At 58.5% G+C, this 23,217-nt stretch carries 11 protein-coding genes; 4 read left to right on the top strand and 7 right to left on the bottom strand.

Annotation, left to right across the window (positions count from 1 at the left end):
* Positions 1 to 179 precede the first annotated feature (179 nt).
* Entirely contained in the window at positions 180 to 581 is a 402-nt protein-coding gene (locus tag AC07Y2_RS25985) for a DUF6124 family protein (protein WP_074688389.1), read from the bottom strand.
* Between the two features lie 480 nt (positions 582 to 1,061).
* On the opposite strand from AC07Y2_RS25985, the gene AC07Y2_RS25980 reads away from it, so the two are divergent.
* The 4 genes from AC07Y2_RS25980 to AC07Y2_RS25965 all read left to right on the top strand — a co-directional run bounded on the left by AC07Y2_RS25980 (position 1,062) and on the right by AC07Y2_RS25965 (position 16,431).
* Positions 1,062 to 4,259 (top strand): hypothetical protein, encoded by a 3,198-nt coding sequence (locus AC07Y2_RS25980; protein WP_146040498.1) that lies wholly within the window; start codon positions 1,062 to 1,064, stop codon positions 4,257 to 4,259.
* Between the two features lie 134 nt (positions 4,260 to 4,393).
* Positions 4,394 to 7,999, top strand: a complete 3,606-nt coding sequence (locus AC07Y2_RS25975) for a Tc toxin subunit A (protein ID WP_158248870.1) — start codon at positions 4,394 to 4,396, stop codon at positions 7,997 to 7,999.
* A 12-nt stretch (positions 8,000 to 8,011) separates the two neighbouring features.
* Positions 8,012 to 12,115, top strand: a complete 4,104-nt coding sequence (locus AC07Y2_RS25970) for a Tc toxin subunit A-related protein (RefSeq protein ID WP_103387205.1) — start codon at positions 8,012 to 8,014, stop codon at positions 12,113 to 12,115.
* The gene (locus AC07Y2_RS25965; RefSeq protein ID WP_103387204.1) at positions 12,112 to 16,431 is read left to right on the top strand and encodes a hypothetical protein; all 4,320 of its coding nucleotides are present in this window, start codon (positions 12,112 to 12,114) and stop codon (positions 16,429 to 16,431) included. The genes AC07Y2_RS25970 and AC07Y2_RS25965 overlap by 4 nt, the downstream gene beginning before the upstream one ends.
* A gap of 8 nt (positions 16,432 to 16,439) precedes the next feature.
* On the opposite strand, the gene AC07Y2_RS25960 is transcribed toward AC07Y2_RS25965, so the two are convergent.
* Genes AC07Y2_RS25960 through AC07Y2_RS25935 form a run of 6 tightly spaced genes read right to left on the bottom strand, consistent with a single transcriptional unit; the run spans position 16,440 to position 23,159 of the window.
* Positions 16,440 to 17,771 (bottom strand): DUF58 domain-containing protein, encoded by a 1,332-nt coding sequence (locus AC07Y2_RS25960; protein WP_103387203.1) that lies wholly within the window; start codon positions 17,769 to 17,771, stop codon positions 16,440 to 16,442.
* A complete protein-coding gene (locus AC07Y2_RS25955) occupies positions 17,768 to 18,769 on the bottom strand; it encodes an AAA family ATPase (protein WP_103387202.1) in 1,002 nt (333 codons plus the stop codon). The genes AC07Y2_RS25960 and AC07Y2_RS25955 overlap by 4 nt, the downstream gene beginning before the upstream one ends.
* Positions 18,766 to 19,932, bottom strand: a complete 1,167-nt coding sequence (locus AC07Y2_RS25950) for a DUF4350 domain-containing protein (protein ID WP_103387201.1) — start codon at positions 19,930 to 19,932, stop codon at positions 18,766 to 18,768. The genes AC07Y2_RS25955 and AC07Y2_RS25950 overlap by 4 nt, the downstream gene beginning before the upstream one ends.
* Positions 19,929 to 21,473: a DUF4129 domain-containing protein gene (locus AC07Y2_RS25945; RefSeq protein WP_103387200.1), complete on the bottom strand. Its 1,545-nt coding sequence runs from the start codon at positions 21,471 to 21,473 to the stop codon at positions 19,929 to 19,931. The genes AC07Y2_RS25950 and AC07Y2_RS25945 overlap by 4 nt, the downstream gene beginning before the upstream one ends.
* Entirely contained in the window at positions 21,460 to 22,437 is a 978-nt protein-coding gene (locus tag AC07Y2_RS25940) for a stage II sporulation protein M (RefSeq protein WP_103387207.1), read from the bottom strand. Before AC07Y2_RS25940 ends, AC07Y2_RS25945 begins: the two co-directional genes overlap by 14 nt.
* Complete coding sequence (locus tag AC07Y2_RS25935) at positions 22,434 to 23,159, bottom strand: RDD family protein (protein WP_039765965.1); 726 nt, start codon at positions 23,157 to 23,159, stop codon at positions 22,434 to 22,436. The genes AC07Y2_RS25940 and AC07Y2_RS25935 overlap by 4 nt, the downstream gene beginning before the upstream one ends.
* Between the last annotated feature and the right edge of the window lie 58 nt (positions 23,160 to 23,217).

The raw sequence follows: 23,217 nt of genomic DNA, 5'->3' as shown, positions 1-23,217 counted from the left end.
GCCCTCATGAAGAACCAGAGCGAATACCAACCGAATCTAAGATTGCAGGGTTCCCCTGCAACATAGAATCTCCCACAGTTCCTGCGGCAGTCACAATTTTTTGTGAATGACACGAAACCCTGTGGGAGCGGGCTTACCCGCGAAGGCGCCAGTACTGACACCGTCTATTTGACGGCTGGCTAGCCGATAGCAATCGCCCGCTCGTTATCCAGCGTCCTCTCCGCCAGCAGCAATCCCATCTCGCTCAACTGATAGATCGCCATCGCCAGGTGCCGCGGCTTGTCGTCCAGGCTGTCCGCCAGATCCAGCAACAGAATGCTGACCGAGGAAAAGGTCTCGTAGGTCTGGATGGCAATCGCCTCGGGGTTGATCTCGGGATCGACCTTGAACATCTGCATGCCGCGATCCACCGAGTTGCGTGGCTTTTCAGGTTTGGGATTGAGGTAGAAGTCGAGAGCCTTGTGGGCGGCGTCGTGGAGTTTTTTCGAGTCGTTGGAGGTGTAGGGGGAAACCGGGTCGGATTGATCGGTCGGGTCCTTTGGATCGGTGTCCAGCGGTGGATTTGGAGTTGCTTTGAACATGCCTAACTTCCTTTTAAGTTGGGCCGCCACCTCGTCGCGACTAAACGAGGGGGTGGCAGCTGTAAGCAGGTTAGTCGACCGGGGAAGTAAGGCTTTTTCCGGCGCGTCCGAGGACGCCCTGCTCACAGCCACCATCGAGTGCGGGGATAGGGAGTACCCGACTTTATGGCGCGTTTGCAAACCTTACCTTACCCCGGGCGACTAAACCCGGCCGCTGATTGGCAGCGACGGGAGTCAAGTTACGGGGCAACGCCAAGGCGCACAAGCCGGCGGATTCTGAGGGATTTGTAGGCAATGGCACAAGGTGTCGTAGCCCGCTGTTACGACTTGCAGGACGCTGCCGGACCGGGTTGTGGGAAGAGTTACCGTTTGTCGGGACTGTCAGATCTGTCAGGTGTGGGAGTACAAAAAGTTGCCATTAATGAGTGAGCCAATTTTTCGCATGCACCGGCACCTTCCTGAACCGTGTTGGAGAAGATCATGGATACCGACGACGAAAAAGATGTTCCTGACAGCGGGGTGGAACCAAAGAGCAAGGACGACGATGATTTCGAATCCTCGGGACCCGATGAAAACCGACTGTTTGTCGCCAAAACGTTGAGGGCCGAGAAGTCAGGACTCTGGGCAGAGCTTAAAGTCGAATATTTTTGGAATGCCAATGGCACCTCGTTTGATTGCCGAGCAAAACAATATCGTGCCAAGAACGGCGGTACTAGCGGCAGGCTTTGGTTTTCTCTCTACCAGAGCCCTCCAGGATCGACTGAAGGTTACTCAACGAATCAGAATGCTTCACAGAATGGCAGCTGGATGAATTTGAACTTGGGAGCCGATATACCCATTAGCACACGGAAAGCGCGAATAGGTTTTACTTTTACTTATCGGGATACATCGTCCGGGATTGAAATTCCAGTCGATTTGGAAACTGCCGAATATATTACTTGGACACCTCCAACTCCACCCCCGACACCGGTGATTGGCTCCCGGAACTTCGCTAATTCAACATTTGATGTCACTGGAACGCAAGGTCTTGCCGGGGCCCTTATGGTACTTGATCACGGAGGTGGAACGTTGGCAGCGCGCGTTCAGCCAACCGGCGGAGAATGGTTAGTGCCGCTGACTGTTGCGGACAACAGAAACTCTCAGAAGATGGTGGCGTATCAGCAAGTTGAAGGTGTAAATTCGCCTCGTAGTGAGTTGACATACATGTATCGAGCAAAACTGACCTACCCAACGGCTGGAGCCGTGGTGCCAATGAAGGACCTTGTCTATAAAGCCATCGGTGCACCAGGGTCGGCAATGCTCGCATTGAATGCTTCGAATATTTATGAAAGTTGGGCAAATCGAGATCTAATTGATCCGTCCGGATTATGGGCAGGCCCCTCTATCAAAGTCTTGCCCTCTGGCGACGCAGTGGTAAAAGTCCGTTTCTACGACGATCCAGCCAACAATCGCTATGGCTACACCGAGTCAGTTGCATTCAAAGTACTGGGCTATCCGCGAATTACTCTCCCCACAGCGGCTTCGACTCAGAACCCAAACTTTGATCTCAGTGGCGATAATGGTTTGGCTCAAAGTAAGGTCGCTGCCTATTACGATCTGACGAACGATTCTGTCGGTGAAAGTCAGGTGAGAAGTGACGGTACCTGGACCATACCTGTGACAGTCAGATCGGGTCCGGTTTCATTGGTGGTCGAACAATCTTTTGGAGGCAAGAGTTCCGGACGCGGTAATTTGCGCACGTTCAAGATACCCCCTCCAACACCGACCAAACTGACGGTACAGGTCGATGCCCAAAGCAATGTGACCCTCGGAGGTGTCGGATATATCGGGGCGACGTTCCATCTCTACGTTCAGAGCAACATGACGGCTTTCCACTCTTTTCCCGTAACAACTTCGCCCTGGACGGTTCTCTTTCCTGATTGGTTGCCGGGTGATTCGCTGATCGGCGGTCGACAAAGTCTGCTCGACACTACAGGGCAGCCGATCTATTCGGATTGGGCGCCGGAGAACACCCGGGTCGTGGTGCCTGTTCCCCCTCCGACCTTGACTTTCAGCGTCAGCCCGGACGGCATTCCCAGGTTCTCCGGTACGGGCAGGAACTGGTCCGATCAACCGCGCTCCCTTGTAGAGGTCCGGTTGGTAGGCGGCAGTTCTGCGAACGTGCCAATCGCCGAGGTTGGCACGGATACGCGATGGTCCGCCACGGCAACCGCACGCTGGGCTCCCGGTACGTATGCGATTACGGCCATTCAGTGTTTCAAGGCGCTGCAATCAGAACCGGTTTATCCTGTTTCCGTGGTCATCCCCGCGCCCCTTGCCGTTATCGAAAAAGTGATCCCGAAGGGTTTGTTTGCAGAGGTCGTTGGCCAATGCTGGCGGGGAGCCGAGTTGACGATCACGTTCAGCGACAATCCTGCCTTACATACGGTTGTGGATACGGACGAAAACGGGCAGTGGGAGTTCCAGCGCTCCACGGCGTTTCGCCCCGGCAGGCACACGGTCTCAGTCAAGCAGACTTTCGGTGGGGAAACCTCCAACCCGGTGTCCATGCCCTTCGAGATAGCGGTGAGCGTACCGGTAATCAATCCGCCACCCGGTGGGCAGACGGATCATTTGCCGGTGTTGCACGGCACCGGCGGGATCGACGGTTTCACGATCATGGTTTTCGATTACGTGACTCGAGAGCCGCTGGGAGAGGCGATCGCAACAGGGGATGTCTGGTCGGTACCGCTCAAGGAACTCGACTATCTGACATACGCCGTTTTCGCCATACAGGTGCAGGGTGACCTGCGATCGCCACCCAGTAATCCGGTCGATTTCACAGTGGTGTTGTTTGCACCAAGGATCACCTTTCCAGAAACAGGCAAATCGGTCCCCCAGACATTTACGGTAGAAGGCTCTGCCAGAGCGGGAAATGGATTCGACCGGACTGAGGTCAATGTGTACGTCGACGGCGTTCCCCATCCTGTTTATCCGCATTTTGACGATGGATATTTCAACAAGGTTTTCACACTGCCTTTGGGGTCATGCGTACTGAACGCCAAGCAGTACTTCAAGGATCAGGAGTCGCCGCTTGGCCAGGATGTAGTTGTCACTGTTGTTCCTGACATGGCACTCATTGAAACACCAGGCACCGATGAGGGTGTCGGACAGATTGTGGTGGTCTGTGGATTCGGATATCCGGGATATATAGTCGTGGTTGCCTTGCCTGATGGTACGGAGTTGGGGCAGACCGAGGTTCAGGAGGACGGGACGTGGTGCTGTCAGGTCGAGCTTCCTGGAACCGGCACCGAGTTTTCAATCGTTACCGAGCAGCGCCAGGGCGAATTCCGCTCGGGTTGGTCTGATCCCAGATCCGTGCAGCGACTTGAGGCCGCACCCACATTCAATGAACCGTCAGAGGGCGAATGGAAGAGCGCAACACCCGAATTTGCGGGCGGTGCTCGGGCGGGCTCGAAGGTTGATGTGGTCGCCTGGTACGACCCCGACAAGAAACATGTCAACGCTCTTGTGACCGACGGTGAACATTGGGCCGGTGTATCCGAGCGAAATCTGCCTGGCGGCCCGCACTGGGCACGTGCCGTGCAGGTCGTGGGTGGAAAACGCTCCATGCCCGCTGACAGCAAACGATTCGAAATATCTGACGAGCCGTCAAGCCTTCATCCGAACCCCGAGTGATCCGACCAATGGTCGCGTCTACTGTCAGTTCTGACAGTAGACGCCGCCCGTGCGATGGCGCCAAATCCGTTGCAGGCACTATGCGAAATGCGCCGTTCCTTCACTGGAAACGGTTCGGACCCAGGAGCATTAACATGAACCGCTCTCCCGCTCAGATCGCTCAGAAGATGTTCACGCAAGCGGTCGGTAAACCCAAACGCTCGTCCACGACGGCACTGACACGTTTTTTCAAGGCGGGGGGATCGGTCGCCGTACTGGCGCAGAAAGGCGTCGACGGGTTGATGCACGACTATGGCCTGACCCGGCAACAGGCCGGCGAGTTCCAGCAGCGCCTCAATGTGCTGTCGACCGCGGTATTGCGGCAATTCATCGAGCACCAATTGACCGCGAAAGACTCCCGGCCCGCTGCGCGCAAGGGGCTCAATAACGGTCCGACTTACGCCTTGTTGTTCAATCCGAACTTCGACGACTTGTGCCCGCCGGGAGCGATCGAAGCCATTCACTCGCCTGCGGCGTATCTGACAACCCTGTTGCATTGGGCGTTGCATCGACTGGGCATGACCGATGGCACGGACTTTCCGCTCGTTGGCCGGCGTACGGACCTCGAAAATCTGTTGATCGATGTCAAGGCCGTCCATGGTGTAGTGTCGTCGGTGGAAGTGATCAGCCACATCATGGAGCGCTTCATCACCGCCACGCTGGGGTCTATTCAAAACCTCGACGAGGCGTTGAGCCAGAAGGCATTTCCCCGTGAGCTGCCCTTTCACTGGCCCTGGGTCAACCTCGATCATGTACTGAAGGGGCATGGCGAATCGGTGGGCAGCGTGGTGCGTCTGTGCGATTTGCAGTATCCGTACTTGCTTCGTTCGACACCGTGGAGCGACAAGTCGGATGACGCCCTCGTTCAAGCTTCACGGTTGAGTCCATCACAGCGGACAATCCTGACCGAGGCGAGTCATTTTCCAGACGGGGCAGACGAGTTCTACCTGAAATACCTCGGTCTCAAGGACATTTCGGTGGGCAATCTAAGGCTCGTCGCCGTTTTCAACGAACGAATGAAACTGGGTACGCCGGCGCTTGAGGCATTGCTTTCGATTGAAGGTTTTGCTCCCGCCCTGTCCGAAAATGCGCCGCGTTCCCCGATGAGCCCTGGCCCATACCCTGTAACAGGCCGGGATCATGGGTCTGTGTTCATACATGAGGCCAAGTCCCCTCACATCAGCATCGTCAATACCGGCGTGGACCTGCTCAACCGTTTCGAGGATATGGAGCCCGACCGAGTTGACCGTGCCAATCGTATAGTGCGACTGACTGACTGGTTGCAGTTGGCCAGTCACGAAACCGATCGACTGATCGTTGCGGCAATGCTCGCCGAGGAGCCCTCGCCGTCCCCCTCTCGCTATTGGATTACTGCCAATACGCTGCGAGCTCTCGGGCTGTTCCAGGAACTTCGGGAGATTTTTGGATGCCCCGCAGAAGACTTCGCCGCCTTTCTCGGGCCGCTTTCCGTTTTCGGGCGCGGTACGGAGCGTGCCCAATACGATCGAATTTTCAACAGTGGTGCCGCCAGTTCTCGTCCTTTGGTACTGGATGACCGATCCTTCCCGGTGATTCCCGAGACCGCTGCCGACCTGCTTACGGTCAAGCAACTGTGCGCAGGCCTGGGCATTGATCTGGAAACCTATTTTTACCTTGCCAACCTGATTGCCGCCGCTCACGGTCTGACGGATCTCCAATGCAGCTTGCCGATCGTCTCCAGTTTTCATCGCATGGTCCGGCTGCCCCGGTTATTGGGGATCACTCCGATCGAGGCGGTCCTGTTGTTGAACCTGATGGGAGGGCAGGCGTGGGTGAACACGCTGGCCGGCGTGCCGCAGATCAACAACCAACAATCAGCCGAGACGCCGGACGTACTGAGTGTGATGCATGCCCTGATGGATTGCGTGCAATGGGCGCAAACCGCAGAGTTGCCGGTGCACTGGGTGGTGCAACAAGCATCGGTCTGGCCACCGAGTCGCCCCGATGAAAGACAACTCGCGCTGTTCGATCAATTGCGTCGGCAGGTCCCGGTGGCTCGGGTGACGGAAGAAGTACTGAAAATGGCCGGTATCGAACCTTTGTCGAACAATCGCCAGTGGTTGCGGGCGCTGGCGGCGTTGGTTGACGAACAGGGACTGATTCGTGATTTTGTTGAATCAGCGGATAAGAGCTACGAAGACCATGCCCGGGAAATGACGGAGCGGGCCGTGGTGTCGGAGACGGGAAGCCTCGATACAGGTCTGGTGGAGCTGATTCTGGCGGTCGTGCTGCGTTGCCGAGCCAGTCAGAACAGCATGGTGCAGGAAGGGTTGGCTGCGTATAGCGGTCTGAAGCCGGATATGGTTCTGCAGGTGCTTGGCTGGTCCGGTGCAAATGTGCATTTTGTATTGGCTCAAGTGCTCGCATTGCCGGAAGCTTTCGAGGACAGCGGCACTATGCTGCGGCGGGAAGACCCGCCGAGCGATCCTGTTCTGCAGGTGTTGGCCGAGTTCTCGAGACGTAGTGCCGTGGTCGCGAGGCTGGAACTCAGCAGTGAATTCCTGAATCACTTCATCGCGACCGGGTATCGCGAATGGTTCGGTCTCAATTCGGTCGACGCATTCGACCTTTCAGCGCTGTATTACCTGACAGTCTACAAACGTGCCCTGGGCATGAGCGATCAGCCGGAAACGAGGCTGGTTGACTATCTGCACCGCATAAACGCGTTACCGGCCAACCTCAGCAATCACGGTCTTGAGCTGGTTCAGGAGCGTGCCGCGAAGAGGCTCGCCGAGCTGTTCAACTGGAGCGTGGATGAAGTGCGCATCTGCGCCGCCCATGTGAACCCGTCGAAAGGCCTGGTCGTGACCCTGCAACAACTCGATGTGCTGACACGCATTCGCTTGTTGGCCAAAAAGACCGGTCAGAGTGCCAGGACACTCCTCGAGCTCGCGACGCTGTCACCGGACAGCAAATATGCCGACTATGAGCACGCCGCAGACCTTTTCAGAGCCAGCCTGACGACCACGACCGAACCGACTTATGCTGACGACGTCATGGCCGTGGAACTGGACGTGATCGTGCGCTGGACGACGGAGCCCGATCCCGTCAGGTTGATCGCCAACAAACCGGACGAATTTGCCGAATTTACCGTAACGGTAAAGAACCGCGAAGACCAGGCGCGATTGAACGTCAATGTTCATTGCGCCACCACGCTGGGCCGGTTTGAAACCTCAATGATCACCACCGACAGTAACGGCACGGCGAAAGTGAAGTTTTTCCCGGGCAGCCGGATGGGCAGCGTCACTCCCGTTTTCTGGCTGGATCTGGGTGAGCAAACGGCCGCAGCGAGGGTCGAGATCGGGCCGGATATGGCCTCACTCCATTTGAAATCCCAAAACTCTTTCCCCGTGCCCGACAGCACGGTGCTGATCGGAACGCCGGTGACCTACCGCGCCATCGCTCTGGACGACTACGACAACCCCATCGCAGGCACATTGGTGGCCTGGATACTCGATCCACCGACGAAGGGTGTGATCAAAACTGTTACTGACCAGCAAGGACGCACCGAGTTGACGTTCACCAGAGGCGAGCCGCTTACCGTGGGGGTTAAAGCGAAGGCTGAAAACTCGACGACCGTTACGTTCCGCGATGTGACGTTTGTCGCAGCCCTTCCCGCGCGCCGACGAGTACCGGCGCCCCGCAAACAACGCAAACAGTGACAGGAGACGGTGATGCTCAATAAAATTTCAGGTGAGCTGTCAGCCCTGCGTCGCAATGCGTTGATTGATTTCTGTCTTCACGCAAAGCATGACAAGGCCAATCATCCCTTTCCGATGAATACCCAATCGGCGGATGATCTCTGGGAATGGCTGCGCTCCGACCCGCTGGACAGCGATGAGATTGAAACCTCATGGGTAGCGGAGGCCGTGAGCTGTTTGCAGGCTTACATTCATGCGGTGTTCCAGAAACTCGAACCGGGGTACGACGGGCGGGAGTTCGAGCCCACCCTTCTGGAAGAGTGGGAGCTGGCCGGCAGTTACGGGTCGTGGTCTGCAATGATGCTGCTGTTGTGCACACCTGAGGATTACATCACGCCCTATGTGCGCATCCGTAAAACCGAGTTGTTCAGAGCTCTTGAAAGTCATGTGAATCAGACCTCGATCACTGACGACTCGGTGCTCAAGGGCGCACAGCGCTATTTACGCAGCTTCGAAGAAACCTGCAATCTGAACGTACTGAGCGGATATCTGGATGGTGCCAATCCGCTGGACACACGTTATTACCTGGTGGGCAGGGAACGCGTTGCACCTTATGGCTGGTTCTGGCGTGAGGCCAATATCAAACTCGCGGTCGACTCGCCATCGGTCAACCCGACTGACTGGCGAGAATGGAAATCTGCCGACATTCCCACCGATGACACCGTGCTGGACTGTCGGATGGTCTTTTGGGAGGGCCGGTCATGCATGGTCTGGCTTCAATGGCGCCCGGGTCTTTTCGATAAAACAGGTGAGATGCAGCGCCCCCATGAGCTGGAACTCAGGGTGGCGTTTATCGCGCTGGACGACAGCTGGTCGCCACCCATTCGCTTGCATCTGCTGCAGACGGACAAGGACGTGTCGAAGGGGTGCCGGTTGGTCGCGGTGATCTTGCGCGACGAGATCGATACCTCGTATCCCAAGGGCAGGCTGGCGGTGCATGTGACCAATGCCCAGCCCAAGGCACTGACGTCGTCAGCGCGGTCTGTCGCGATTTATGAAACCCGTGACTCGCTGTTTCGCAAAGTGAAGGATGAAACGGCGGTCATGGATTACCTGGCCAATCACCTGTTTGTCGATCCCCATACGCTTCAGCAAAAGATGCAGCCGAAGCTGTTTCCTTCCGTTGACAGCCAGATCACCAAACCCGGCACGCTGGCCGAGTACCTTGGGATCAAGGCTTATATCGTGCGTAACAGCCCTACCGGGTACTCGCTCTGGGTTCAGGGCTATTGTGCTCATGTCTCATATGGCGATGGCACTGGGATAGATTTCACGCTGACCGTCAAGGGTTCCACCGGTGATGACCCGGAGCTGCCTACCGACAAGTATCCGTCCTCCGGCGGATGGGCAACGAAATGGCTGGAAATCAAACGGACGGCGTTCAACAGCAGCACGATCACCGTGACGCTGACAGGCGCCGCAGACAATGGTGAGCGAACCCTCGTCCTGAGGGTCCCCGCCAAGCTCGGTGAGCATGGACCTCTGCCGTATATCCATGACACCGATGCGCAGGGCGCCCAGTTTCTGGCCTTCAATCAACCGTCGAGTGTTCTCAAGCTGAAATACGTCCGGCTCAATACGTTGATCGGGCACGAACTGGTGCTGCAATCCAGTGTATCGATCGGGGCGTTGCTGGACTGGGCGACGCAGTTTCCGAAGGAGCCGCCTTTGCCCGAGGGCCAGGTCGAGCCGAACGGTCCGTTCGATGGCGCCAACGGTCTGTTTTTCTGGGAGCTGTTTTTTCACTTTCCGCACCTGATTGCCGCCCGGCTGCGTGACGAGAACCGTTTTGAAGCGGCCCAGCGATGGCTGCATTACATATTCGACCCTCAGTCGCCTGCGAAACCGGCGGACGGTCATGTCCCGCCAAAACCACCATACTGGAATTGCCGGCCTCTGGACGCGGAAAAGCCCGACATCGCCTGTGAAGTCTTCGCACCGGGGGATCCGGATGCTATCGCCTATTCATCGCCCTGGCATTACCAGGTCGTGATTTTCCTCGACTACGTGAACAACCTCATAGCCTGGGGCGACTGGCTCTTTCGCCAGATGACGCGAGACAGCCTGACGGCTGCCAAGCTGCAGTATGTTCGGGCCAGATCGCTGATGGGGGCCAGGCCGGATACCCGTAGCGTCAATCGCTGGTTTGCAAAGGAGCTTGGTGAACTTGTGGGAGAGATGCAGACCCGACCGGCCCTCGCGGATTTTGAAAAGACACTGCAGCTGCGAGCAGAGGATTTACCTGTCAGGGCTGCGCGTACTCAGCATTTGGGTGTCTACGGCACGCGTTCTTTCAAGATGCCGGTCAGCCCGCGCTTGCTGACGTTCTTTGACCTGCCTGATCAGCGTATCGCCAACATTCGTCATGGTCGGACAATTGACGGCAAGCTTGCATCCATCCCTCTTTTTACCGCCATGGATCCAAGGGAGTTGTTGAGCCGCCTGGCAGCCGGTAACGCGGGACCGGTGCGACCGATGGGTGGGCAGTTACGAGTGGCAGTCTATCGCTGGAACGTACTGTTCGATGCAGCGTTGCAGATGGTGCAGCACTTGCAGGAGCTGGGGAACGAAGTGCAGCGCCTGCTTGAACAGCAGGATCGTGTCCAGCAGGAGACGATGCAGCAACGCCACTTGACTGAGTTGGGCGAATTCGCTCGTCGGGCACAGGAAGAATCCATCGCACGTGAGGTCGAGAGTCTTACGGCGCTGCAGCACAGTAGAGCCATGGCCGAGGAGCGTGAACTGCATTACGCCGATCTGTACGACAAGCACATTTCTCCCGATGAGTTCAAAGTCATGGAGCATGTTGAAGCTGCTTCGGGCTTGGCTTCTCTGGCCACCGGCTTTCAGATGGGGGCGGCGGTTATCCATGCGTTCCCCAACATTTTCGGAGTGGGCGCCAATGGCGGTCATCAGCCAGGTCACCTGGTAAGCGCCGTGGGGTTTGGTTTCCAGATCGCTGCAGACGTGCAGCGCGCCAATGCCGACAAGACGGCTACCTCCGAAAGCTATCGTCGCCGCCGAGAGGAATGGCAGTTGCTGCGCAATCAGGCGATTACTGAAAAAAATGCGATCAGTGCCCAGATTGCGGGCCAGGAACGGGCGATCAATGCAGCAAGGATCAATCTGGAACACACCCTGGCCGTGAATAGTCAGGCGCTCAAACTGTTCGAGTTCCTGCAGACCCGGGCGACCAACCTGGAGCTCTACCAGTGGCTGATGGGGCAACTGCAGACCCTGCACTTTCAGGCGTATGACGCCGCTGTTGCACTGTGCCTGAGCGCTCAGACAGCCTTGCGAGCGGAAACCTGTGAGTTCGATGCCTATCAACTGGACACCTATGTCTGGCGCGACCAGCGGCGCGGCTTGACGGCTGGCGCGACATTGCAGTCCGGACTGTTGCGAATGCGGTCGGAATATTTGCAACGCCATGAGCGACGCCAGGAGATCGTCAAGACCGTTTCGCTGCAACGGTTGTTCGACGATCCGGCGACCCGGCCCAAGGGTTATGACAACTGGACTGATGCGCTGGGGCAATTGGTGGATAAGGGCATACTGGATTTCGAGCTGATTCAGCTGCTGTTCGACCGCGATTACCACGATCATTACTGCCGCCAGATTTTACGCGTTGAAGTCACTCTGCCGGTGCTCACGGGGCCGTTCGAAAATGTGGTGGCGAACCTGATGCAGGTCGGCAGCTATATCGCCACAAAACCGACGACCGAATCGCTGGAGTATCTGCACTCCGGTGAGGGCGTTGCGCCTGTCGACGTGCTGATCAATCTGAGCAGTGGGCAGCAGGTTTCCCTGTCCTCTGGTTTGGACGACATGGGCATTGTCTCTCTGAGAGCTGACGAAGGCATGACGCTGCCGTTTGAAAACACTGGTGCCGTCTCGCGCTGGCGGATCGTGTTTCCCTGGCATTTGAAGCAAAAGCCGATGCTGTTATCGCTGACCGATATCGTGCTCAAGGTGTTTTACACCGCCAAGGTCGGGGATCTGGCGTTCTCCAGAAAAGTACAGGAACTGGTTAACGAAGCTGAGCGCAAGGTCGAGACCAAGGGAACGCAATCATGAGCGAAAGAGATATCGACACGGAATATAACTTCGTTAAGAACGGCGACATGACTCAGGGCTATGCCCACTGGGTCGATGTGGTCAATCCGGGAGGTGTTGGTATTCGGGAAGACACATGGGGAGACGACATCGTATCGATCATGACGCTCACCCACCGCGCTGCGGTTCGGCAAAGGATGATCGTGCCGATCGGACAGCAGGAGGAGGCCCGGTATAGCCTGCGTTTTCTCTACGAGAACACCTATTCGTCATCGCCCGGGCTAGTGGTGCTCAATAAAAGAGGGAGTGTAGAAAAGTTTGAAATCGAATTGCCGGTGAAGGCGAGGGTGCAGGATGCCGATCCTTTGGCGGTTGATCTGACCGAGATGCGCGAGGATTTGCCGGACAGCCTGGGTTTACAAGCGGGTGATGAGCTGGAGATCAATTTGAGCAGCCCGGCAAGGGGTGTGGGCGAACCCAGCTCTGTGGAAATTCGTCTGACCGGGATAGAGGTAAAGCTGATTCTTCCGGCGCTGGCGTTGGAGGCAGTCATCAATGATGGCAAACGTTTCGTCGCGGGCAGCGTCCTGCCGATCTGCCTGGGGGCTACCGGGGATCAGCGTCACAGGGTTTCTTTTGAGGTTGACCCGCAGAGTGTCTGGAAAAATCTCGAGGCCAGCCTGTGGCTTGAGGGCAACCCGCAAGAGGCCATTACCGCTGAGCCCGAGTTGGGAAAAGCTCAGCCCATCAGTCTGGACTGGCTGCTGGATTGTCCGGAGCCGTCAGGCAAAGAACCTCATGAACTGAAAGCGAAGATCTACAGCAAATACTCGGCGCCACCTTGTACGCTGTTGGTTTCCTGGGGGCATCATCTGTTGGAGCTGCTCGCGCTCAAAGAGGCCGAGACGTACCCGGTCGTCGAGTACAACCAATCGGTGGAACTGCAGGTTCGGGTCAGATCTCTCTATACCCAAGACCCGGTTGCGAGTGAGGTGGTCTGGCGAGTAGAGGGTGAGGCGGGGAAGGTTCTGCACCGGGCACCCACCGATGCTCAAGGCCGTGCGACGTATCTTTACACTCCAACCGAGGAGGGGGTGAGCAGGGTTACCGCCTCGGTTGCCAGTCTTTTGTCCGACGATGGTGAAGCGACGCATGCCTTCGAGGTTCGGGCGTTTGCCACTGATCCATTCAAAACCTTGCAGGCCCGGTTCAATGGAGGGACTCCGGCCGTCTGGGGAGCGCAAACCCGCTATCCGGAGCGCGGCGAGCGCTTCCTCGTCAATCTGGACATGCCTGCGGAGCATCCTTTGAGCGCTGCCCGGTTTTTTCTGATCTGGGCAAAAGGTGATTCTCAAGCGGACGTGGGGGCAACCGCTCAACCGGACTTCGGGGCGCCAGCGCCTGTTGTTGACGGTACAGTCCTCTGGACAACGACCTTCGAGGACAAGCGCGACGGCCAATTTGACTGGGCCCTCGGTTGTTCCAGGTTGCAGCATTTATCGCCAGGCAATGCCCTGTCGCTGGCGTACAACAGAGTCAAGATCGGCGGGATCTGGGGACCGAACAAGTCGCCGGTGGTGGACGAAGGCGACATCGTCACCTGTATGGTGAAAGTGCAAAGGAGTGATGGACTACCGATCGGCAATGTCGAGGTCGAGTTTAATACACAGACCGGGACGGTCAGATCACTGACGGGCGTGGATGGTTGGGCAAGTGTGGATCACCAGCCAATCGATTCCAATGACTACTCAATTACTGCGCGGATACAGCGCCACGAAGACGCGCCAGTGGAAGAACATTCATTCGCCGTCAAGCCTCTGCTCACCAACGCATGGAAAGGGCAGGTCAACGTGTTTTTGGACGGGAAGCCGGTCGATCCACTGATTCAGGGCGTGGTCTGTTGGCGTGGCAGAGCGCGCAAGCTGCGTATTGATCCCGTTGCGAACAGCAGCTTTATTGGCAAGCCGATTTTACTGGCGTGGAATGGGAATACGCCCCCTTTGCCGGGACTCCAACTGAGTCCGGAAGCCGGTGTCGCTCGAGTGATGAGCGCTGACGGTCTTGAGTGGGACATCATTGCTGACCCGGACAAGAGTGGACTCTCGACCCTGGCGTTCCGCAGTTCCCATTTGCAGGAAGAGTACGAGTTTCCCGTTCGGCTGCTGGACAACAATCTCGCCACTGAGATCCAGGCGATGCTCGACCATGTTCCAGCTGAATCGGGTAAGGACACGTTGTATCCCTGCCTGGGGGCGACTCACCAGTCGATACTCATGCCGCGTGGGCTCAGCGCTTTACATGGATTGCCAGTGAAGTCGGCTATCACACCATTGGCACCGGGAATGGTGGTCAAGCCGCCACTGATTGACGATGTCTTTATGACGGCGGGGGGCGCGGAAAGGCAACTGGACTTCACCAGTAGTGCCGTCGGTGTCGAGATGACTCAGACCACTACCATCGTGATCGATGGAGAGTCGCTGACGACAAGGACTCAATTGAAACTGGGCCATAACAAACTCAAGATTCTTGCCAGGCGCGGTCCGGCGGTTTATCCCGTCATGAGCAAAGGCGAGCGTGCCCGGATCGAGGTTCGGCTGGGTTCGTCGTTCAATGATCAGCCGGTCGAGGGTGCAGAAATCGTGATGCAGATCGGGAGTTCCGAGCCGGTTTTCTTACGGACAGACACCGATGGCTGGGCGCGGCATGATGCCCTGCCGAATCAGGCGGGTGTAAGTCGTGTCACCGCTGTCGTCACAAACCCTTACGATGGTTCAACGGCCCAAACCAGTGCTGAACTCAATGCCTTGGCAACGGATCCTTGGCGGGATCTCTTGATAGCCATCAACGATTCAGAGCAGCATGCGTGGGCCGGAAGGTCACTCTTTCCAAGGCGCGGTGAAGAGTTCGGTTTTCGCCTTCTTGCCAATGATGGCAGCCCTTTGCGCGATCAAATGTTGGCGCTCGGTCTGGTCAAACCCGGCAGGAGTGAGCTCGGGCTTGAATTCAACCGGCCGTTGGGTGAGTTCCACCCGTTGAGTGAGTCGGGGCTGGAGTTTCGGTTCAAGGATGGAGATGTGAAGGATGCCAGTGTGTCTTTTCAGTTGGCAGCCTCTTGCTTGCTGGAACGATCTTCTGTTCAGCACCTGTCTTTGGGAAATCGAGCCTTTGTCGCCCGGATTACCGCGACCAGTAGTGTTCATGAGGTCGTTGATTGGGGAGCAGCAGTGAAGGCTGAAGTCACCGTAAAGCATGCGTTGACCGGAAAGGCCATGAGAGGTTTACCGATCCGGTGGGAGTTTTCGGAGCAGGAATCGCGGGTGACTTCCACCAACTATTGGGGTGTCGCTCGGATCAGCTTTGTTCCCAAAGTCGCGGGTCCAGGTATCGTCACCGCTTCTGTTGCGGGTGGCGCTGATTCGGCTTCAGTCGACTTTCGTTATTCAATGAGCGAACCGTGCCGGATTGAAGAGTTGGTCGTTGATTCGCCAAGTGGTCATCCCGGGCAATCAGTGTCGGCGCATGTATTGGTGGTTTCGGCCCTCAGTGAGAAGGCGCTGTCGGGAATCGAAGTGAGGTGGCAACACGGCGGTCAAACATTGCCTTCGACGTTCACCGATGCGCAAGGCAAGGCAACGATCGAGTTCTGGAGGGTGCCAGGTGAAACCCGATTGATCGCATCGGTTCAAAGCGGTTTGGTCGGTAGCAATGTGAAGTCGTTGATGGTGTCTGCTCCGCAGGATGAATTGGTCGTAGCAGAGTTGACCAGTGAAAAAACCAGTTTTTGGCTGGGAGATACCATGACAGCACAAGCCCTGGTGCACTATGAGCAACACGGGGGAGTCGCACCCGGCGTACCGGTGGTTTGGCACTTTCCGCATTTGCAGTCGCGCACGTCCATGACCAATGAAAACGGGCTGGCAAAGGTGGAGGTGACTGCTGCGCATGTTGGCTTGCATCAGTTGGCTGCCCATGTCCGCGAAGGTGCCGCCGGATCGAAGACTCTGGGTTATGAGGTTCTGGATCCACTTGATTCTCCTGATCATGCGGATATCGAGTCAGTGACTGCTTCGATCAGTCCGGTACTTATTAACACATACACCACAATGACCGCGCTGATCGTGGGAACGAAGTCCCGACAACCCATGGCCAACAGGAAAATTTTCGTTTCCAGAAATGGGCAAGCAAGCCAGGAAGCGCGCACTGACAGTCAGGGCAACTTCTCGCATTCCTGGTCGCCGACTTCAACCTCCGAGCAGGTTTCTCTCTGGGTAACCCTGGAAAACCCCGGCGGTAGTTCGGTCAGCAAGGGGGTGACTGTGCCTGTTGTGGAACGTTGATCCGGCAGTCACAAGACTTCGCTTTTTTTCCAGGCCAGATATCGCGCCACCAACTCGGCGCCCAGTTCCGAGGGTCGGGCATTGATGATCGGTACTCCGTGAGTCCTCAACTGCTCGTGGAGTCTTGCCGTGCCGTTCAAGTAATCCACCGTTGCACAATAGGCCAGCGCATCCGTCAGCGATTGAACCGGAGTCAGCCGCACGTCTTCGAGCCTTTCTTCGTACAGGCTGGCGATGAGTACGCGGTGTTGCTTGCCCAGTTGTGTCATGGCACTCAGCAGTTCTTCATTGCTCTCATCCCGCACATTCGTCACCAGCACCACCAGCGCCCGACGCTTTTGCCTTATCAGTAACTGATTCACCGCCGCCGTATAATCCGCAGAACGTCGTGTGCTATCCAGATCGTAAACACCGTTGAGCAACACCTTGAGCTGCCCCGCACCTTTGACCGGTGCAATAAACCGCGACTGCTCGCTGGCGAAGGTGTACAACCCCACCGCATCCCCCTGCCGCAACGCCACATAACTCAACAGCAGGCACGCATTCAACGCATGATCAAAATGCGACAGCTCCCCATCCTGACTGCGCATCTGTCGCCCGCAATCGAGCATGAAAACAATCTGTTGATCCCGTTCGTCTTCGTACTCCCGGGCAATCGGCGTGCGATGGCGGGCGGTGGCTTTCCAGTCGATCTGGCGCAGGCTGTCGCCTTCGCGAAATTCCCTGAGCTGATGGAATTCCATTCCCAGGCCACGACGCTGTCGTTGACGCACACCGAGCTGGCTGAGCCAGTTGTCGACTGCCCGCAACTGGCCGCCGTAGAGACGGGCGAAGTCGGGGTAGACGCGGGTGTGGTCGGTGATGGTCAGCAGGCGTTTGCCGGACCACAGGCCGAAGGGGCTCGGCAGGTTGAGTTCGCAGGTTTCGAAGGTGTAGTGGCCGCGTTTGAGCGGGCGCAGGCGATAGCCGATCAGGCTGCGCTGGCCGGGTTGCAGCTCGGTGGAAAGCGGCAGGTTTTCGTGGCTGAGGCCATCGGGTACATGGTCGAAGAGTTGAATGGTCAGTGGCTGGTCGAAATCGTGTTCGACTTCCAGCCGGATTTCGCTCCAGCGACCGAGGGCCAGACTGCCGGGCATGTGTCGTTGCACGCGGGGCGAGGGCAGGCGCTTGAGACGCAGCGCGTCCAGCAGGCTCAGCGCAAACAGCGCCAGCAACAATCCCCAGTTGATCGAGAGCAGGCTGGCGGGTACGTCGAAGTTCAGCGCCTGCAACGTGCCCAGCACTATGCTGATGGTCAGCAGGATCGCCAGCCAGATCAACAACAGGCGCGAGGGTTTCACAGGCGCGGCGCCGGGATCTGGTCAAGCAGTTGCTGAAGGACTTGATCGACTTGCAGGCCTTCGATGTCCAGCTCCGGTGCAAGGCGTACGCGATGGCGCAACACCGCCAGTGCGCAGCCCTTGATGTCGTCCGGAATCACGAATTCACCGCCGCGCAACAGGGCCCGGGCGCGGGCACAGCGCACCAGTGCAATGGAGGCGCGTGGCCCGGCGCCGAGGCTCAGCCCCGGCCAGGTACGGGTGCTGCGGGCCAGACGCACGGCGTAATCGAGGACCTGATCGTCCAGCGGCAAATCACTGGCGATGCGTTGCAGCGCTTGCACATCCTTGGCCTGCAACACGGTGCGCAGCGGCTGCACATCGAGCATGTCGGCGCGGGTCGAGCGACTGACCTGACGCACCATGTCCAGCTCCTGATCGGCGTCGGGGTAATCCATGCGCACCTTGAGCATGAAGCGGTCGAGCTCGGCTTCCGGCAGGGGATAGGTGCCTTCCTGTTCGATCGGGTTCTGCGTGGCGAGCACCATGAATGGCTGGGCAATCGGCAAGGCCCGGCATTCGAGGGTGACCTGACGTTCCTGCATCGCTTCGAGCAGGGCGGCTTGGGTCTTGGCCGGGGCGCGGTTGATCTCGTCGGCCAGCAACAGGTTGGTGAACAGCGGGCCCTTGCGCAGTTTGAACTGCTCGGTCTGCAGGTCGTAGACCGCGTGGCCGGTGACGTCGCTGGGCATCAGGTCCGGGGTGAACTGAATGCGCGCGAACTCGCCGCCGAAGCACTTCGCCAGGGCGCGTACCAACAGGGTCTTGCCGAGGCCGGGAACGCCTTCGAGCAGCACGTGGCCGCCGGCGATCAGCGCGGTCAGCACGTCGTCGATCACCGGGTTCTGGCCGATCAGCGCTTTTTGCAATTCACCGCGCACCGCTTGGGCCAACTGGCTGGCGCGCTGGCGTTGCTGGGCCACGTGGCTGGGCGAACCGGGTTCGATGTGTTCGGTCATAGCGTGTTCCTCAAGGCTTGCAGTTGGGCGACCTGACGGCAGAATTCGGCGCTGGACAGGCGCCGCTTCGGTGCCGGGCTCAGGGCCTGGCTGATGGCACGGGTCGGTTGGCGGGTCAGGCGCGACAGCACCAGCCATTGTTCGGCGACATTCAGTTGGTCGAAACCGGGATGTCGATGACGGGCGCGGCGCAGAACGTCCTGCTGCAACGCTTGCAGCAAGGTCTGCTGGCCGTTGTGACGCAGGATGAAATCGGCACTGGCGCGCAGGTGTTCCATCAACTGTCGACGACCACTCGGAGACGGCGCCTGCACCGGGCCGTGACGCACGCCGACATGCCACAGCCACAGACCGATCAACGCCAGCAGGGCGACGATGGCTTGCGGGAAATAGCGCCAGAGCAGGGTCAGTAGACTGTCGTGTTCAGTGTTGTACAACAAGGTCACGGCCGTGTCGGCGCTGAGGTACCAGAGCAGCCAGGCATTGTCGTGTTGCGCAATGGCCGGGGTTTTCCACAGATCGGCATCGGTGACCACGGTGATCGTGCCGAGGCCGAAAGCCAGTTGCATCATGTGCGTGGCTTTCGCGCTGTTGGCCCAGGCCTGGGCGAGGTTTTTCGGGTCCTCGAGATGGAAGGCGGTGTCGAATCCGGCGTAGGCGGGGGCGTCCTCGTCTTCCAGATAGAGTTTGGTCAGATTCGGGAACGGGTCTTCGGCGGCATCCGGCGGCGGATCCTTGAGATCCCTGCTGAAGAGTTGATGCAGTTGCACGCGGTCGAGCAGCAGGTCGTTGCTCTGGCCGGTCTTTTCATCCCAGATCGACTCGGCGACAAACACCAGCCTTCCGCCGGCCCGGGCCCAGTTCAGAACCTGATCGACCTGGCGTGGAGTCATTTTCGAGCGGTCGTTGAACATCAGCAGCGTGTGCTGGCGCGGATCGATGTCGGGCAACACGGCAAGGCTTTCGGCATGACTGACGTCGATCCCGCGCTCGCGCAGAAACATCTCCGCTGCCAGATAAGGATTGGCTTGCGCAGCGGGGGACGGGCCGTGATCGACTTCGGCCTGGTACGGCGTGGCCTTGAGGTACAGATAAATGCCCAGCGCACCGAGCAGCGCGACGATCAACGCGCCGCCCAAAAGCCAGAGTGCGCGCCGGTTCAACGGGCAACTCCGTGGCCGAACAGGGACCGCCAGCCATCACACAATTCCTGTTGCAGATGCGCCGCCGGCACGCGGTGCCCGTAGGCCATGTTCTGCCAGTGACCGGTGAGGTGAAGGCTATAAGTGAGCAGATCCGGGCGCTGCAACTGTTCGATCCGGGCCAGCACTTCACTTTCGGTGTCGGCGGGTTTCAGGGTCAGGTTGAAGTCGTGCAGCAGATGACTGAGCAGCGCCCGATAAAGCAGACCCAAGGCTGCGCGCGGCTCGGTTTGCCAGAGCTGTTCCGCGTGGCTGGCGATGTCATCGGGCAGGCTTTGCTTTTGCAGGTCCAGACCGAAGGCCTGTTGCGGCAAGGGTCTTTTGTTCGGTTCGGGCAAGCGCGGACGACGGCCGACGAAGGTTTGCAGAAGATCTCGATAACGCCAGACCAGCCAGCCGAGCCCGGCGATCACCGCGCCCCACAGCACGACTTCGATCGCCTTGGCCAGGCCGTCGAGGTGTCGACCGTCAAGCCACTTAAGCAGGGTTTTCAACCATTGTGGTGCCTCGCCTTCCTTGGGTTTTTCGGCAGCAGCGGGATCTTCGCCAAAGCGATAACGGGTAACGGTTTCCTTGTTCTTGAACGGCGGTTGTTCGAGCAAGGCCTTGATGCTGTCGCGTGATGCCTCGCTGGTCAGCGGCTGGTTCAACAGACGCGGTGCATCTGGAGCCGTGGCAGGTTCGGCAGCCCAGGCTGAGGGCAACCCCGGCAACAGCAGACACACCACCAGCAGTAAGCCGATTGCGCTGCTGTTCAAACGCTGGCGCAAGCGGCGGAATACCAGTTCGATGTCCCAGGCTTCGAGGACGGTGCGGCGGTTCAGATACAGGCTGAACCCACAGGCGACATACACCGGTTCCCAGATCACCAGGATCAGCGCATAGAACGCATTGGTCAGATGCTCCAGCCAGCGCCATTCGTAGTCGGCCGCGAAGATCAGGCTTTGCCAGTCCCAATCGGTTTCGACCTGTTGCGGCAGCAGCAGGTAGAACAACACCATCAGGCCGATCCACAGCGCCGTTTCCAGATGCACGCCGATGATCGTCAGCCATTGCGCGGCGCCGGCATTGCGTTGCAGCAGCACCTGTAAACGCTGTTGGCGAGCGGTGCCGTCGAGGCCTTCGAGTTGCAGCACGGGCAGCAGGAAGCTGCGGCTCAGGCTGAAGCGACGCCAGGTCAGGCTGGCGAGCAGTTGCGGCTTGAGCAGGCGCGGCCATTGGCGCAAGGCTTGTTTCAAGGTGGGTGTTTCGCCGAACAGCGCCTTGGACAGGATGTACAGTGGCAGGCGCTCGTAAGCCGGTTTCAGCCACCAGAAGATGAACACGGCGAGTGACGGTGAATCCCACAACAACAGGCTGAGTATTGCGAACAGCGGCAGGGTGACGAGGGCCCAACTGGTCAGCAGCAGGCGCCGATGTTGCTGGCTCATGAGCACACCCAGGTCCATGGCTTCCCAGGTGGTGCGCGGACGGATCGCCACGGTGGCGTCACTCAGGCGCATGACGGGTCCTTCCGGCGAACAGCAGATAGATCGCCACGCCGAGCCAGAGCCCGGCGCCGACCAGGTATTTGGTCTGCGGCGAAACCCCGCTGCGCGACGACCAGTAGGCTTCGATAAACGCGGCGATCAACAGAAACAGCATCACGCCGCAGATCAGCAGGATGCTCTGGCGCGCCGCAATCTGCAGGGCCTCGATTCGTGTCAGGCGTCCCGGCGCGATCAACGCCCAACCCAGTTTCAGCCCCGCCGCACCGGCCAGGGCGATGGCGCTGAGTTCGAACGCACCGTGCCCGATCACGAACGACCAGAAGGTCTGGCCGAAGCCGATCTCACTGAGATGCCCGGCCACCGCGCCGATGATCAGGCCGTTGTAGAACAGGAAAAACGCGCTGCCCACTCCCAGCAGCAAACCGCTGGCGAAGGTCTGAAAGGCGATGCCGATGTTGTGCATGATGTAATAACCGAACATCACCCAGTCTTCGCTCGCCGCGCGCTCGGCCGAACGCCCGAGATGGCCGGCGGCCGGGTCATACATGCTCTGCATCTCGCGCACCTGATCGGCGGGAATCAGGTTGTAGACCAGCTCCGGAAACAGGAAAACCAGCACACCGAAACCGATCAGGCTGCCGAAGAACAGCAGTGCGGCGACCAGCACGAAGCGCCATTCTGCGCGGACTAATCGTGGAAAACCGGCCAGGATGAAACCCAGCACGTTAGCGCCGAGCTGGCTGCGATGGCGGTAAAGTTGTTGATGACCGCGCAGCACCAACTGTTGCAAGGAGTCGACCAGAAAACTGCTGTAGCCACGTTCCTGCGCCAGCGCCAAGTGCTGGCAGAGTCGGCGATAGGCCTTGGGAAATTCCGCGACCTGCGAGGTTTCCTTGCCCCGTTCCAGACGTTCGAGGGCGAGGCTGAAACGCTCCCATTCGGCCTTGTGGCGGGATTCGAAAAGGCTTTGCTTCATGTCGGCCCCAACAGGCCGCGGGCGATGCCGTTGAGTTCACCAACGGCTTTCGGTGCGCTGATGTGCAGTGGCTGAGCAAGCAGTGCAGCGAGTTCGTTGACCCGCGCCGTCGACAGTTCGCCCTGGCGTTCGGCGAAGGCGAGCAGGGCGCGTTGTTCAGTCAGGGTCAGCGGGATCGGCGAGCGGCGGGGTTCGGCATCGGGCAACTGCGGGCGCTTGAGCGGGCGTTCGCTGTAGATCACCAGCGTGCCGGCCGCGATGTCGCCGAGGCGTTTGAAGGTCGGGTGTTGCAGGCAACTGATCGCACCGAGGAAATAGCCGAACGGCATCAGGTCGACAAAACGCAGCAGGTTGCGCAGCAGGGAAGCCGACCAGCCGACCGGCGTGCCATCGTCGTGCACCACTCGCAAGCCCATCCATTGCTTGCCCGGCGAACGGCCTTGACGCAGTACTTCGAACAACACCATGTACCACCAGCTCACCACGAACAGCAGCAGTGAGCCCAGGCCGATACCGAGTTTTCCGAGCAGCGCCAGCAACATGAGCAGCAAGCCCAGGATCAGCCCGCGCAACCCCAGATCAATGGTGAACGCCACGGCGCGCACCATCAGGCCGGCGGGACGCAGCGGCAGGTCGATGCCTTCCGGCGTTTCGACCTGATGCCGTGTGTCCAGTGGCGTGGCCAGCGGTGCTTTCCTTGGCGGTGCTGTGGTCTCGAGCATGGGCTACCTGATGTTGCCGGATCGGGATGCAAGTGCGTCCGATGCTAGCAGTCTCTCG

Source organism: Pseudomonas sp. GW456-12-1-14-TSB6 (assembly GCF_059424205.1).
The sequence above is the reverse complement of the archived record's forward strand: the minus strand, read 5'-3'. Positions and strand labels throughout refer to the sequence as shown.